The 14389-nt window shown below is 56.6% G+C and carries 10 protein-coding genes; 3 read left to right on the top strand and 7 right to left on the bottom strand.

Going from position 1 to position 14389, the window contains the following annotated elements:
- Window positions 1–8 precede the first annotated feature (8 nt).
- From tssH to tssA, 7 genes are all read right to left on the bottom strand, one after another.
- Window positions 9–2630, bottom strand: coding sequence for a type VI secretion system ATPase TssH (tssH, locus tag ACZRMH_RS10890; RefSeq protein WP_464013441.1), 2622 nt, complete (start codon window positions 2628–2630; stop codon window positions 9–11).
- A gap of 13 nt (window positions 2631–2643) precedes the next feature.
- Window positions 2644–3651, bottom strand: coding sequence for a type VI secretion system baseplate subunit TssG (gene tssG / locus ACZRMH_RS10885; protein WP_464013440.1), 1008 nt, complete (start codon window positions 3649–3651; stop codon window positions 2644–2646).
- Window positions 3615–5402 carry a type VI secretion system baseplate subunit TssF gene (tssF, locus tag ACZRMH_RS10880; RefSeq protein ID WP_464013439.1) on the bottom strand — a complete coding sequence of 596 codons (1788 nt, stop codon included), beginning with the start codon at window positions 5400–5402 and terminating at the stop codon, window positions 3615–3617. Before tssF ends, tssG begins: the two co-directional genes overlap by 37 nt.
- Window positions 5403–5477: 75 nt before the next feature.
- Complete coding sequence (tssE, locus tag ACZRMH_RS10875) at window positions 5478–5885, bottom strand: type VI secretion system baseplate subunit TssE (protein ID WP_464013438.1); 408 nt, start codon at window positions 5883–5885, stop codon at window positions 5478–5480.
- Between the two features lie 12 nt (window positions 5886–5897).
- Window positions 5898–7364 (bottom strand): type VI secretion system contractile sheath large subunit, encoded by a 1467-nt coding sequence (gene tssC / locus ACZRMH_RS10870; protein WP_464013437.1) that lies wholly within the window; start codon window positions 7362–7364, stop codon window positions 5898–5900.
- A 28-nt stretch (window positions 7365–7392) separates the two neighbouring features.
- On the bottom strand, window positions 7393–7896 hold the full coding sequence (gene tssB / locus ACZRMH_RS10865) for a type VI secretion system contractile sheath small subunit (RefSeq protein WP_464013436.1): 504 nt from the start codon (window positions 7894–7896) through the stop codon (window positions 7393–7395).
- A 31-nt stretch (window positions 7897–7927) separates the two neighbouring features.
- Window positions 7928–9484 (bottom strand): type VI secretion system protein TssA, encoded by a 1557-nt coding sequence (gene tssA / locus ACZRMH_RS10860; RefSeq protein WP_464013435.1) that lies wholly within the window; start codon window positions 9482–9484, stop codon window positions 7928–7930.
- Between the two features lie 730 nt (window positions 9485–10214).
- Here tssA and ACZRMH_RS10855 point away from each other — a divergent pair.
- The 3 genes from ACZRMH_RS10855 to ACZRMH_RS10845 all read left to right on the top strand — a co-directional run bounded on the left by ACZRMH_RS10855 (window position 10215) and on the right by ACZRMH_RS10845 (window position 14310).
- The gene (locus tag ACZRMH_RS10855; RefSeq protein WP_464013434.1) at window positions 10215–10733 is read left to right on the top strand and encodes an Hcp family type VI secretion system effector; all 519 of its coding nucleotides are present in this window, start codon (window positions 10215–10217) and stop codon (window positions 10731–10733) included.
- Between the two features lie 118 nt (window positions 10734–10851).
- Complete coding sequence (locus ACZRMH_RS10850) at window positions 10852–13899, top strand: type VI secretion system Vgr family protein (RefSeq protein ID WP_464013433.1); 3048 nt, start codon at window positions 10852–10854, stop codon at window positions 13897–13899.
- A gap of 3 nt (window positions 13900–13902) precedes the next feature.
- Complete coding sequence (locus ACZRMH_RS10845; RefSeq protein WP_464013432.1) at window positions 13903–14310, top strand: hypothetical protein; 408 nt, start codon at window positions 13903–13905, stop codon at window positions 14308–14310.
- Window positions 14311–14389 lie beyond the last annotated feature (79 nt).

Genomic DNA, 14389 nt, shown 5'->3' with positions numbered 1-14389 from the left:
CACCCACCTCAGGCGAACTCGCACGTCACGCTGGCGTTGCCGTCGAGCGTTGTGTGCACGCGCTTGAGGCTTTCGCCGGTGGCCATTGCGTCCAGCAACCGGTCAGCCACCAACGGCAACACATGCAGGTCCAGCAAATGGTCGATCAGGCGCGCGCCGCTGTCGCTTTGGGTGCAGCGTTGCGCCAGATAATCGACAAGGTCCTGCGAGTAAGTAAAGTCGAGCTGACGACGGTTCAGGCGCTCACCCAATCGATCGAGCTTGATTTCAATCAGCTCGCGCAGCACCGGGCCACCGACCGGGTAGTAAGGCACCACCCGCATACGCGCCAACAACGCTGGCTTGAAGTGCTTGCTCAGCACCGGGCGAAGGGTTTCTTCGAGAACTTCAGCGGTTGGCCGCGCACCGTGTTGGCACAGCTCACTGATGCGCTCGCTACCCAGGTTCGACGTCATCAGGATCAATGTGTTGCGAAAGTTGATCTCGCGCCCCTCTCCGTCGTTGGCGACGCCCTTATCAAAGATTTGGTAAAACAGGTTGAGCACGTCAGGATCAGCCTTTTCCACCTCATCGAGCAGTACGACGGAATAGGGTTTCTGCCGCACGGCTTCGGTCAACATGCCACCCTCGCCATAGCCAACGTAGCCAGGTGGAGCGCCGATCAGGCGCGAAACGGTATGCTTTTCCTGGAACTCGGACATGTTGATCGTGGTGATAAAACGCTCACCGCCATACAACAAGTCAGCCAGAGCCAACGCCGTTTCCGTCTTGCCGACGCCACTGGGGCCAACCAGCAAGAACACCCCTACGGGTGCCTCGGGCTTGTTCAGGCCCGCGGCAGTCGCACGCATTGAGCGGTCCAGCGCGTGAACGGCTTGTTCCTGCCCACGAATGCGAGTACGCAGATCAGCAGCGAAGCTGGCAACCTTGGCGTTGTGCTCTCGGGCCAGTTGCGCCAGGGGAATGCCGGTCCAGGCGCTGATCACTTCGGCCACCAGGCGCGGGCAGACTTCAAAACTCACCAGCCGCTCTTTCACCTGCAATGCGGTCAGCGTTTGGTGCGCAGTATTGAGCGCGGCTTCCAGGGTTTCGACGCTTTGCGCTGTGCCTGCAACATCTTCTTCGATCATTAGCGCCGACGTCACGTCGACCGCCTCCCGGGCCTTGGCCAACTGCTGGCGCAGTTCCAGCAGGTGCTGCGCCAATGTTTTCTGTTCGACCCACAGAGCCTCCAGCGCGCCCCTTTCCAATTCAACTGCTTGCAGGCGCACTTCCAGCTGATCGAGCGCGTCGCGGTCGATCAGCAGGCCAGCCTCGGCATCGCGGCGCAGGGCCTGACGTTGGCGCCCTCCTTCGGCCAGCTCGCTGCGCAGGCGCTCCACGCTTTGCGGGGCCGCTGCAAGACTGATACGCACACGGGCACAGGCGGTGTCCAGAACGTCGACCGCTTTATCCGGCAGTTGACGACCCGCCAGGTAACGCGCGGACAACTCGGCAGCGGCGACCACGGCGTCATCACGCAAATAGATCCCGTGACTTTTCTCATACACCTGGGCCAGGCCACGGAGGATAGTCACCGCTTCGCTGACCGTTGGTTCATGCAATTGCACCGGCTGGAATCGACGGGCCAGTGCGGGGTCTTTCTCAAAGTATTTCTTGTACTCAGCCCATGTGGTCGCAGCGATGGTGCGTAACTCACCGCGGGCCAGCGCGGGTTTGAGCAGGTTGGCGGCGTCGGAACCACCGGCATTTGCGCCTGCGCCGATAAGGGTATGGGCTTCGTCGATAAACAGGATGATTGGCCGCGGCGAGGCTTTGACTTCATCGATCACGCCCTTGAGTCGACGTTCAAACTCACCCTTGACGCTGGCGCCGGCCTGCAACAGACCCATGTCCAGAGACAGCAACTCGACGCCTTGCAACACCTGCGGGACTTCACCGGCCGCAATACGCGAGGCCAGGCCTTCGACAATCGCGGTTTTACCGACACCTGCCTCACCCACCACAATCGGGTTGTTCTTGCGGCGCCGGGCAAGGATGTCAATCATCTGCCGGATCGCGTCATCGCGGCACAACACCGGGTCGAGTTTGCCGTCTCGCGCCTGCTGGGTCAGGTTATGGGTAAAGCGCTGCAGTAACGACTCCCCCGGTACGGCGGGTTTGCCGGTGGCTGATGGCTCTTTCTGCGACAGGGCGAATTCCTTCAGACGCTCAATGTTCAACCGGGCCAGCAACGCCTGGTAGCGGCTGCCCGCGTAACGCATCGGGTTGCGCAACAGGGCGAGGATCAGCGCAGCCTGTTCAACCTGGGTCTGACCCAGTTCAAGGTTGGCCACCAGCAATGCATCCTGCAGCCACTGGACCAGCTCGGGAGCGAACACCGGATTGCGCGAGGCGCTGTGCTCGACCCGCGATTGCAGCGCTGCACTGAGTTCACCGGCATCTACTTCGGCATCCTGCAGTGCACGGGCCAGCAGGCCTTGAGGACGCTCCAGCAACCCCAGCAGCAGGTCTTCGACGAGGATCTTGCTACCGCCACGAGCCACACAACGCTCGGCGCAGCTTTCCAGGTCACGACGGGTTGGGGCATCCAGCGCCTGAATCAGTTGTTGCAGGTCTAGGTTAATCATTGGTCATCTGTCCTTAATGAGTTTTGCTGCCCAGAGTCACCATGCCGTCGGCTTTCTCGCGGCCAATCCAGCTGGTCCATCCCAGGCGACACGCGTTTTCCTCGCCGATACGTAGATCGCGAATTTCTTCCTGGCGCAGCATCAGGCGAATGTCGTAATCAAGCGGATCACGCAAGGTGAACCGCACCAGCGCACACAGGGGCTGATAGCCGAAACCAATCGGCAGGAATTCGTGAAAGCGCTGCCAGTCGAGCTCGCGGATGTGAATCCGGAACTTGCCACTGCGATCACGCACCGCCTCCCCCAACACCAGGTTTTCACCCAGTGCTGTGTTGGCTCGTCCCAGGCAATTACGCTGTTCGTCGAGGATCTCCACCCGACGCTCAATACACTGTTCAATCGTCAATTCGGCATGCTTGAAGTAATAACGCAGCACCGCTTCGATCAGCGCAGCCGAATGCGCACGCAAACTGAGCAAACCCAGGTACGGCAGCAGTCGTTTCCAGTTCAGCTCCTGAGCGCGTCGAATTTCTTCACCTCCGAGGCCAATCAGGGCGAACAGCTGAGCGGAAAACGGGTCCAGGGCACCACTCTCGAAACTGGCTCGATAGCGATATTTTTTCCAGATCGGCAACATCAACCGTTGCAGGCGATGGTGAAACAGGTCGAGGAAGTTACGGGTCGGATTACCGTCCTCGCTATCGCCCAGGGCCTGTTCGGCATAAAACGCTGGCAGTGGCGACCCGGAACCGACCAAACCGATCAAGTTGAACCGCAAACGAGCGCGCAACTGCCCGTGCTCGCGAAAAAACTCAACACGATCAACGTCACTGCCGGGAAACCCCAGACTGGGATTGGCCTGAAACTCCAGTTGGTCGTACACATCGTCCTGGCTCAGATGCGGGTGCTCTTCGCCAAGCCGGTCAACGACCAACAGTACGGCCTGAAACAGCGAATACTCGCGAATCCCTTGGGTAAGCCTGTTTAAAGAAGCGGTTGCAGGCCCATACGTGGAGTCCATTGGTACACCTCTCCCTGTGTGCTTATAACCCGCAGTTCGTGGTACGAATTGAGGCTGGCGTAAAGCGCGAAAAACTCGTTAAGAACCGAAGCAAAAACGAACAGGTCGCCCTCACCGATATACCCTTGCGGATCAATGGTCAGCTCGGTGCGCAGCCCGCGAACCGGCAATCCTCGGTGCAATCGGTCGACATGCTGATGCCTGATCGACTTGAGCCCGCCTAACAGACGCTGGCTGACTTTTTCAGCGTGTTGGTCGTAGTAGCGCGGCAGGTCATAGGTTTCAAGAATGACCTTGAGCGCGTTGACGTCGGCCAGCGACAGATAGTTAAGCGACATGTTGCTGATCAACTTCCAAAGGAAGTCGTGACTCAGCGGTGGCGCGAAACTAGAAGTGGCCGGAGTAATGTTGCGAAAACTAAGGAACTCCGGGGTTAATTCGCAGGCCTGGCTGATGTCGCCAAGCTTGAGCTTGCGCGGCAGGTTCTGGTTGGTGCACGTCAGCTCTATCGACAGGGTTTCACTGGCCTCAGTGTGACGAATGCCAAAGCTCAGGTAAGTATCGAGCCCGATGTGCAGCGAGGAAGAACGCTGGCGAATGCTGTAATGAGGACGGCTATTGGGGACGTCGAAACTCGGGTCGTGTTCAAACGATTCAAACGGCACATACTCCTGATAACCAAGGCCGCCAGGTTTCCAGCCTGTCACGCCGTCCACCGAGAACACCCCGCAGTGTTCCAGGTCGTACTCGGCCGGCAGCAGCAGGTACTCGTCCTGCTTCCCGTCAAGGCGGATCGGCAGTGCATCGTGGGTGAACAGATTGACGATGGGTGTGCAATGCAGCTTCACGTTGTCCAGCGTCGGACGCAGGCGCATAACCCCACTCTTGCGAATGTCGAAACGCAACTCCAGGCCGCGCACCTGTTTAAGGATGTCTGCCGGTAACGCCTTGAGCAGGTCCAGGCCGTTGATATCGACAAACAGGAATTTGTCCTGGAAAGCAAAATACTCTTGCAGATAGCGATAACCACGGAAGGTATTCAGCGGATAAGGAATCAGCGCTTCTTCTTCCGCAAAGCCTACCGGCTGCACTCGGTCGCCGGGCAATTTGAACGCCATTGGCGTGCCGTTTACGCCATTGATGGGGGTGCCTGCGACGTCAAGCGGGATCAGCTCGATACCTTCCAGATTACGCAACAGGCTCAGGTACAGCATCTGGCTGATGTAGCGCTCGCCCGTAAAATGCAGGCGCAAGCGGTTCATTTCCAATTCACCCAAATGCCCGTCGGCGCTCATCTCAAGACGCAGGCTCAACAGTGAGCCATCGCCCTTGACCGAATAATTCAGCGCCGTCAGGTCCAACGGCAGTACTTCAGTCGGATAACAGGTGCGAAAGCGACAACGCACACCATCCACCGGCACGCTCTCCACCGGTGTATCGCGCTCGACCCTCAAGGCCGGACCAGCACGGCTCAACGCATCGAACTGCAAAATGCTGAACGCCGGTAGCGGCCGCATGTAGTTTGGCCACAGCAATTGCATCAGCGAATGGCTGAGTTCCGGTAACTCGTCATCGAGTTTTTGGCGCAACCGCCCGGTCAGGAATGCAAAGCCCTCCAGTAACCGCTCCACGTCCGGATCCCGTCCGGCTTGCCCGAGAAAAGGCGCCAACGCCGGGCTGCGCTCGGCAAAGCGACGCCCTAACTGACGAAGCGCAGTGAGTTCACTTTGGTAGTAGTGGTTAAAGGACATGGGGTACCTGCCTGGCAACCGTGTTCATGGCGGTTCGCTTCCTGTTTTTTTGAACTTCAGGGCATAGCAGTCTCATTAGCTGACCTTGACCTGACCGCTGCCATCCAGGCAGGCGGCGAAACTGACCTGACGCTTGAAACCCTGCACTTGCAGCAGGCCTTCAATGTTGAAGGACAGACGAAGCTGATCGTGGCCGCGCGGCTGGGAGATGACACGCACATTGCTCAGGCGTGGCTCGTAGGCTTCGATGAAATTTTCGATGGCCTGACGGGCCTGACTCACAGAGTCATGCAGGCTGAGGCGCATGTCATTGAGATCGGGTAGCCCGTAATCGGGCAGCGTTTGCACGCTGCCCGCACGGGTGCTGAGCATCTTGGCCAGATGGGCAGCCACGGACGCCATGGCGCAGGCCTCGCGGCTCCAGCCGACGCGCGTATCCGCGCCACCACCCAGGCGTTCAAAAAGGCTGCCGTATCCAGTCATGAGTCGCTCCGCTTACTCTTTGTCCAACTTGCCAACCAGCGACAGGGTGAAATCGGCGCCCATGTACTTGAAGTGCGGCCGCACATTCAGGCTGACGCGGTACCAGCCAGGCTCGCCTTCGACATCACTGACAATAATCTGGGCGGCACGCAGCGGACGCCGGCCACGGACTTCGGCGCTTGGGTTTTCCTGATCAGCAACGTACTGGCGGATCCACTTGTTGAGTTCCAGCTCAAGATCGGTACGTTCTTTCCACGAACCGAGCTGTTCGCGCTGCAGCACTTTCAAGTAATGAGCCAGGCGGTTGACGATCATCATGTACGGCAGTTGGGTGCCGAGCTTGTAGTTCAACTCGGCCGTCTTGCCTTCTGCGCTGATGCCGAAGAACTTGGGTTTTTGCACCGAGTTCGCGGAGAAAAACGCGGCGTTGTCGCTGCCTTTGCGCATGGTCAGGGAAATGAAGCCTTCCTCGGCCAGCTCGTATTCACGACGGTCGCTAACCAGCACTTCGGTAGGAATCTTGGTTTCGATTTCACCCATGCTTTCGAAGTGGTGCAACGGCAGGTCTTCAACTGCCCCACCGCTTTGCGGGCCAATGATGTTCGGACACCAGCGGAATTTGGCGAAACTGTCGGTCAGCTTGGTACCGAATGCATAGGCCGTGTTGCCCCACAGGTAGTGCTCGTGACTGTTGGCGACAGTCTCTTTGTAGACGAACGATTTAACCGGGTTTTCTTCCGGATCGTACGGGTTACGCAGGAGGAAGCGCGGCACCGTCAGGCCAATGTAACGGGAGTCTTCCGACTCACGGAAACTCTGCCATTTGGCGAATTGCGGGCCTTCGAAGTGATCTTTCAGGTCTTTCAGGTCCGGCAGACCGGTGAAACTTTCCAGGCCGAAGAATTTCGGACCGGCCGCAGCAATGAATGGCGCATGAGACATGCAGGCGATGCTGGACACGTACTGCATCAGCTTTACGTCCGGCGAGCTGGGGGACATAAAGTAGTTGGCGATGATCGCGCCCACCGGCTGACCACCAAACTGACCGTATTCGGCGGTGTAAATATGTTTGTACAAGCCGGCCTGCATCACTTCCGGCGAATCTTCAAAGTCATCCAGCAGGTCTTCTTTGGAGACGTTGAGGATTTCGATCTTGATGTTTTCACGGAAGTTGGTGCGATCGACCAGCAATTGCAGACCACGCCACGAGGACTCCAGGGCCTGGAAATCCGGGTGATGCAGGATTTCATCCATCTGCCGGCTGAGCTTGGCATCGATCTCGGCAATCATGCGATCGACCATGGCCTTCTTGACCGGCTCACCGCTGTTCTGCGGCTTGAGCAGTTCTTCGATAAAGGCTGACACCCCGCGCTTGGCGATGTCATAGGCTTCATCGTCTGGTGTCAGACGGGTCTCGGCGATAATGCTGTCGAGTATGCTGTATTCGATAGTCTTCTGCTGCGCTGCACTCTTGCTCATAGTCTTGGCTTCCTTGGCTGATGGGGACTCAAGCGTCCTGGGCGGCGGCGTTCAAGCCCAACTCACCCAGGACGCGACCACGGGATTCGTCGTCGGCAAGAACGCCTTCGATTGCTTTGCGAAACGCAGGTGCATTACCCAGCGGGCCTTTAAGGGCCACCAGAGCGTCGCGTAACTCCATCAGTTTTTTCAGCTCAGGCACTTGCTCAACCAGCGAGGCCGGATTGAAGTCCTTCATTGAACTGACGCGCACTTTCACCGCCAGTTCTTCAGTGCTGCTTTCTTCCTGGAGACGGTTCGGCACACTCAATGTCAGCTCCAGTTCTTGCTTGGCCAGCACTTCGTCGAAGGTCATTTTGTCGATGCTGATCGGCTTGCGATCTTCAACCTTGCGCTCGTCCTTGCGATGGGTGTAGTCACCGACTGCCAATAGCTTGAGTGGCAGCTCAATTTCCTCCTGCGCACCGCCAGTGGCGGGTTTGAAGGTGACATTGATACGTTCTTTGGGGGCTACTGAGCCTTCTTTGGCCATGGATGTTCTCCTTACGTTTTGGCCCTGAGGCCTATTCGAGTACCACTTCAAGATCGAGATGGCACAACCTGCGATAAACCTCTTCTTTACGTTCACGCACCGCATGGTTCTGCGGTAATAATTCGCAGCAGCTGTGCAGCAAATGCAGCACTTCGAGTACAAGTTCGGGTTCCCAGGCTTGCAAACCTGAGTCGTGTAATGTCTGGTCGAGGGTTTCGAGCTGGGTCTTGGCCAGTTCGTATTTCTTGGCCATAAAGCACAGGCGTGCGAGGGTCAACTGCCAGAAAAACCGCACGCGCCCGCCTTGTGCACATTGCAAACCGTGCTTGAGGGCCTGCACGGCAGCCTTGAGGCCGTCTTTGCGCAAAACCGGCATAACCTCTTCCAGCGCCAACTCCCAGGCCGATTGGGTGTCGGTTGTTTCAACCTTGCGTGGTGAGCTGGGGGTTTGCAGATGAGGGTTGACGCTGGCACTGATCCAGGCGCGAGTGGCCGGATCTGCGAACGGAGTACCGTTGTGAAAACGCAGTTCAATGATGCCCGGCAGACGTTGGATAAACAGCGCAAAGTGAATTTCCACTTCGCGCATCGCCATCTCGGCGTTCAGCCCTTGCAAGCATTCCCAGACCATGCGCTGGCCATCGAACCAGAAGGGAGCCTTGGCCAGGCTCGCCTCCAGCTCCACCAGCAGGTCTGCGTATTTGGCTTGATCGTAGCGATCCTGATAGGCCTTCAGCTTATCCTCTGGCAGACCTCGCAGCGCGGTAACCTGCTCGGCGTTGCGCTCAGGAATCGCGTCAATGGGCAACCACAGGAGCGTGCGATTTAGGCGCAACGCACGCGGGTCGGTGGCTTTTTGCTTAAGCCACCAGGCGCACAACGGACGCGCGCTTTCCTGTTGGGCACGCAACGCCTTGTGAGCCTCTTTTTCGTTGTCGATCGGCGCACCAGAGGCGAACAACTGCGTTGCAGCCTGCTTGACCTGGGCAACCGCATTGCCGACCACACCAGGCTCCGGCTGGTTATCAGCGGCGCGCTGAACCATGTTTTTCAGGCGGCGGGAGATTGGCAATAGCAGAGGGGCGTCATCACCCAAGTGTTCTGTACACGTCGCATCAAGGCCCTCAAGGTGTTCGACCAGACGACGGAACAGCGGCAATTGCTCTTTGATCGCGATATTTTCGTTCAACACCTGTTCCAGGCGTTGCACCAGCCAGTTGAAGGCAGCAGCCCGAGTGCGGCTCTTGTCCGGGTAGATCTGCGCCCAATGGTTCTCACACAGATGCTGCAAAAATCCGAGGCCCGCCAACAAACCCTGGAAAGACTCACGCTGGTACAGGCCCCAGGCGAGCCAGGCGCCTACCCGCAAATCCTTGGACTGGGTGCGTAGCAGGGCTTCACTGTCTTCACAAATTTTCAGCCAGTCGATCTGGCCACTTTCATGCATGGACTGAGCTTTCCCAAGCTCATTTTCCAACGCCTCATACTCGCTCGAAAAACGAACGTCCCCGCCCGCGAAAGCCTCTGTGGATATTGAGGCTTTCGCGAGCTCAAGATAATGAGCAGAAAGCTTGCTGGAATAGGACATCCATAACCTTTAAGTAAGATTGTTAAGCCACATCAATTCATTGCGCTTGCAATGGTGCTAAACAGCAAAAAATGACGCCACAGATAGAAGCGCCATCCAGCACGCGCCCCTCATTGGTACTCACACAAACTCTCCAATCGCCCCATTCAGGAAATTCATATTTACAAAACAGCCAAGCCCATACCGCCAAGCCAACACACCAGCAAATATCAGGCGAGCCAAACGATTTATAGCCGACCCGTATACTCCGACTTCTCCCTCCTTCTCGGCTGACAACCCAAGTAACGAGACAGACTCCGCAAAGACCTTCAGCAACTCTATACTCACCACGACAAATAAAAATATAGGACTATTCTTAGAGTTTGATAGGAAAGATCCTACGAACAACCTCCGGCCTGGACTTATTGTCATTTCAACCCGCGACAACGCATTCGTACCAACTGCGCAACTTCTTGCGCACTAAAATGTGGATAACCCTGTGCATACATCGCTGTAGATCATATATAAACCGTCCTGTAGACGAGTGCGCAAGAAGTTGCACACCACTGCGCAACTTCTTGCGCACTTTTTTGCTGTTTTCCATGTGAAAAATGGATCTTATTTTTCCTTAAATTCACAAACCACTGATAAGCAACACATTTTTGAAAGCTGGCATATAACTTGATTACTCAATGGGTATCTACAGGCAATTTCGCCCTCAGATATCGAGTTATCCACAAGGAGAGTATCCATGGCTACGCCAGCGTATATGTCCATCACGGGCACCAAACAGGGCCTTATTACTGCCGGTGCGTTTACCGCTGATTCGGTGGGCAATACTTATCAGGAAGGTCATGAAGACCAGGTTATGGTTCAGGGCTTCAGCCACGAAGTGATCATTCCTCGCGACCCGCAATCCGGCCAGCCTACCGGTCAACGCATTCACAAACCGGTCAAAATCACCAAGGTCTTCGACAAGTCTTCGCCGCTGCTGCTGGCCGCACTGACTTCCGGCGAGCGCCTGACCGAGATCGAAATCCAGTGGTTCCGCACCTCGGCGGCCGGTACGCAAGAGCACTACTTCACCACCAAGCTTGAAGACGCAATCATCGTCGACATCAAGGACTACATGCACAACTGCCAGGACCCGTCGAACGCGCACTTCACCCATCTGGAAGACGTGGAATTCACCTACCGCAAAATCACCTGGACCCACGAAGTCTCCGGTACTTCCGGTTCCGATGACTGGCGTACGCCAGTGTCTGGCTAAGGGTTTTCCAGCACCGACCTGTGCAACAGGTCGGTGCTTTATGTGCTTGTGCAATATCTGTGACGCGCGGCCTCTTCATCTCGCGCAACGCTCACTCTTTTGGCTAAGGAGCAGTTAAATGCGTCAAAGGGATTTGAGGTTCACCTTCTCTGTACTTACCAGTCCGATAGCGTTCGAGGTCGTCGAGTTCACATTGGAGGAGGCGATTTGCGAAACGTTTCGGCTAAACCTGCAACTGGCCAGCCATAACCCTTCTATCGATTTTGCCCAGATCCTCGATCAGCCGGTACTGCTCACGATCTGGCAAGGGTCCACGGCTGTGCGCCATGTTCACGGGTTGGTGTCGAGTTTTACCCAAGGCAAAACAGGGTTTCGCCGCACACGCTACAGCCTCGTGGTCGAACCGCAGCTGGCGCGACTTGGCCTTAATACTGACTGGCGCATCTACCAACAAAAAAGCGTGCCGCAAATCCTCAAGTCCATGCTGACCGAACACGGCATTCTGGAATATGAAGCACGTATCAACACCGAACACTTGCCCCGTGAGTACTGCGTTCAGGCGGGTGATACAGACCTCTACTTATTTGACCGGCTCTCGACCGAAGAGGGTTTGTTCTACTTTTTCAAACACACAGAAAAAGCCCATACGCTGATTCAGGGCGACAAACTCTATGTGCAGGAACGCATTAAGGGCGGCCCCGTACTTTACACCACGGAGCCCGCTGCCGATGCCGAGCAACCCGTACTGTATGCCTTCAGTTACACAGAGAACGTGCGCACCACTGAGCAAACCCAGCGTGATTACACATTCAAGCGCCCGCTGTTTGACCAGCAACAACATACGGTCGGCGAAGACCTTGAGCCTCAGTCATTTGCATACGCGCGCTACGATTATCCGGGCCGTTACAAATCCAGTGGCGTAGGCAAACCTTTCACCCAGGATCGCCTGCGAGGACATCGCCGGGACACGCAGGTAGCCGTGGTTGAAGGTGATGACCCGCGCTTGATTCCGGGGTTTTCGTTTCAACTCAGCGGCCACCCTCGGGCAGACTTTAATCGCTGGTGGCGCTCGGTGCGCATCACCCACAGAGGGGTGCAGCATGCCAGCCAGCAGGAAGAATCTGCCGACGCACAAATGGGCGTGAGTTACGACTTCCGCGCCGAAATCATCCCGGAGCAAGTGGAATGGCGCGCCGCTCCCCTGCCCAAGCCGCGCATCGACGGGCCGCAGATCGCCAGTGTCGTGGGGCCTGCCGATGAAGAGATTTACACCGATGAGTTTGGCCGGGTAAAGGTGCAATTCCCATGGGACCGCCAAGGCAAAAACAACGATTTCAGCTCCTGCTGGATTCGCGTGGCGCAAAACTGGGCCGGGGCTGAATGGGGCCATATGGCGATCCCGCGCATCGGCCAGGAAGTCATCGTGGATTACCTGGACGGCGATTGCGATCAACCGATCATCACCGGTCGCACCTACCGTGCCACCCACATGCCGCCGTACCACCTGCCGACCCACAAAACCCTCAGCACCCTCAAAAGCAAGGAATACAAAGGCGGTCGAGCCAACGAACTGCGCATCGACGACACCACCAAAGAAATCAGCGCCGCGTTGATGAGCGACCATGCCAGCAGTGCCTTGCATTTGGGCTACCTGACCCACCCACGCCCCGAGGGCGGCGCCCCCCGCGGTGAAGGTTTTGAATTACGCACCGACGAAAAAGGCGCGCTGCGGGCGGCTAAAGGCTTGCTGCTGAGCACCGAGGCCCAACTCAATGCCGGCGGCGGGCACCTCGACCGTGGCACCGTGGTGCAAGTGCTGGAAGCCGCACTGCAACTGGCTAAAGGCCTGGGCGACTATGCCGCCGACAACCAGGGCATCGACCACGACACCGACCCGCAACAAACACTCAGCGAAGCGGTGCGTGATCTGGGCCACGGCGCGAACAACGAACCGAACAAAGCCAACGGCGGCAACCCGGCCATCGCCCTGAGTGGCCAGGCGGGTGTGGCCGTCACCTCGCCCAACAGCGTCACCGTGGCGGCAGGCGAACACATCGACAGCGTGGCCATGGAAAACCAGCAACTCACGTCGGGCCAAAAGTTCGTGGTCAACGCCGGCACTGATCTGGGGTTATTCGCCCAAAGTGGCGAGATGCGCCATATCACCCATCAGGGCCCGTTACTGTTGCAGGCGCAAAAAAACACCATCCGCCTGGAGGCGGATCAGAGTGTAGATATCTCGGCGAGCAACCAGCACGTGCTGGTGTCGGCCAAGGAGCACATCACTCTTATGTGCGGCGGCGCGTATATCACCCTCAAGGGCGGGAATATCGAGTTGGGGATGCCGGGTAATTTCACCGTTAAAGCGGCTAAACACAGCCATATCGATGGCACCAGCCTTGACGCTGAACTGCCGACCTTCAAGGTTGGCGACACCCAGCGACGCTTCATGCTCAAACAGATTGATGGCACCACGGCGATGGCCAACGTGCCGTACACAATCACCTTGGGTAATGGCGAAATTGTTGAGGGCGTCACCGATGCAACAGGTGCGACAGAGCTGTTGCAGAAAGATGCCATGAACATTGCCCATGTACAGATGAAACATTCAAAAGCATCGATAATAGCGGCAGTCGCGGCTGTATCAGGCGCCGCAATTCTGGCTAAAGCGCTCACACACCCTTCTGCTGAAAAAGGCCGAGCGCTCACTGCTGGCGAAATCACCATGGCAAGAACCGTATTCGCAGACTCCATTGATTACGACACCGTTCGCCTTCGTGATGAAAACTACGTGCCATGGCAGGGGGCGAACTATGTCATGGCCCCCAACGGGCATATTTACTTTGGTGAGAACTTGCGCGGTGTTTTAGATTGGAGTCTTGAGGACTCGAACGGGCAAGGCCTTTTTATTCACGAAATGACGCATGTCTGGCAACACCAACACGGCGTCAACGTACTGCTGGTGGGGGCTTACCAACAGACAAAACAGTTTTTGGTTGGCGATCAATATGACTACCACCTGGAGGCTGGAAAGACGCTCAAGGCTTTTAATATCGAACAGCAAGGGGACATTGTTCGTGATTACTACGCTGCCTTGAACTTTGGAGACGCCCAAAAAATAAATACCTTCAAGCTCGTTTTGGGAAATTTCCCAGAGGGATACTGAATTATGAAATTCCAAGGATTGATCCTGTTGCTTGCTGTATCACTAATGCCAGCACCCGCGGTAGCCGTGTCCAAGATTCCTCCTGACATCCCGATAAGGATGGAGGCCGGCCAGCCTGTTGCTGATTTGCAACCATTGTTAGCGAACGCCAACAACCCTGAAATAACCCGTGCATTCCTCTGTCGCCGTACAGCCAGCCGTTGCTATGAAACTGTTTGGGAAGTTGAATTTCCAGCCGGTTGGCAACAGCCAAAGTTGAATCTACTTGGAGAGTATCCTGGCGCTCTTGTAAAAAAGTCAAAGCCCGAAGCATTGCAGCCAGGCGGCAGTTATAACCTGAGCATCGAGTTTCACGAGCGCGGTCGTTGGCACAAACAAACTGTTTCAAGCCTGGGCGGCCGCGAAAACTGAGTGCAACACCTGACCTTTCCGGTACGGTGCTGCCCCTATGTCCTATTCCGAACTCAGCGTTGAAGAGCGCGCGATCATT

The sequence above is a fragment of the Pseudomonas sp. B414 genome (genome assembly GCF_055408445.1).
This window is presented reverse-complemented; position numbering and strand designations above follow the sequence as displayed.

Bases quoted from the DNA above. Each gene is read 5' to 3' on its own strand.
- tssH (WP_464013441.1), bottom strand. From the start codon at position 2,630: ATGATTAACCTAGACCTGCAACAACTGATTCAGGCGCTGGATGCCCCA.
- tssG (WP_464013440.1), bottom strand. From the start codon at position 3,651: ATGGACTCCACGTATGGGCCTGCAACCGCTTCTTTAAACAGGCTTACC.
- tssF (WP_464013439.1), bottom strand. From the start codon at position 5,402: ATGTCCTTTAACCACTACTACCAAAGTGAACTCACTGCGCTTCGTCAG.
- tssE (WP_464013438.1), bottom strand. From the start codon at position 5,885: ATGACTGGATACGGCAGCCTTTTTGAACGCCTGGGTGGTGGCGCGGAT.
- tssC (WP_464013437.1), bottom strand. From the start codon at position 7,364: ATGAGCAAGAGTGCAGCGCAGCAGAAGACTATCGAATACAGCATACTC.
- tssB (WP_464013436.1), bottom strand. From the start codon at position 7,896: ATGGCCAAAGAAGGCTCAGTAGCCCCCAAAGAACGTATCAATGTCACC.
- tssA (WP_464013435.1), bottom strand. From the start codon at position 9,484: ATGTCCTATTCCAGCAAGCTTTCTGCTCATTATCTTGAGCTCGCGAAA.
- ACZRMH_RS10855 (WP_464013434.1), top strand. From the start codon at position 10,215: ATGGCTACGCCAGCGTATATGTCCATCACGGGCACCAAACAGGGCCTT.
- ACZRMH_RS10850 (WP_464013433.1), top strand. From the start codon at position 10,852: ATGCGTCAAAGGGATTTGAGGTTCACCTTCTCTGTACTTACCAGTCCG.
- ACZRMH_RS10845 (WP_464013432.1), top strand. From the start codon at position 13,903: ATGAAATTCCAAGGATTGATCCTGTTGCTTGCTGTATCACTAATGCCA.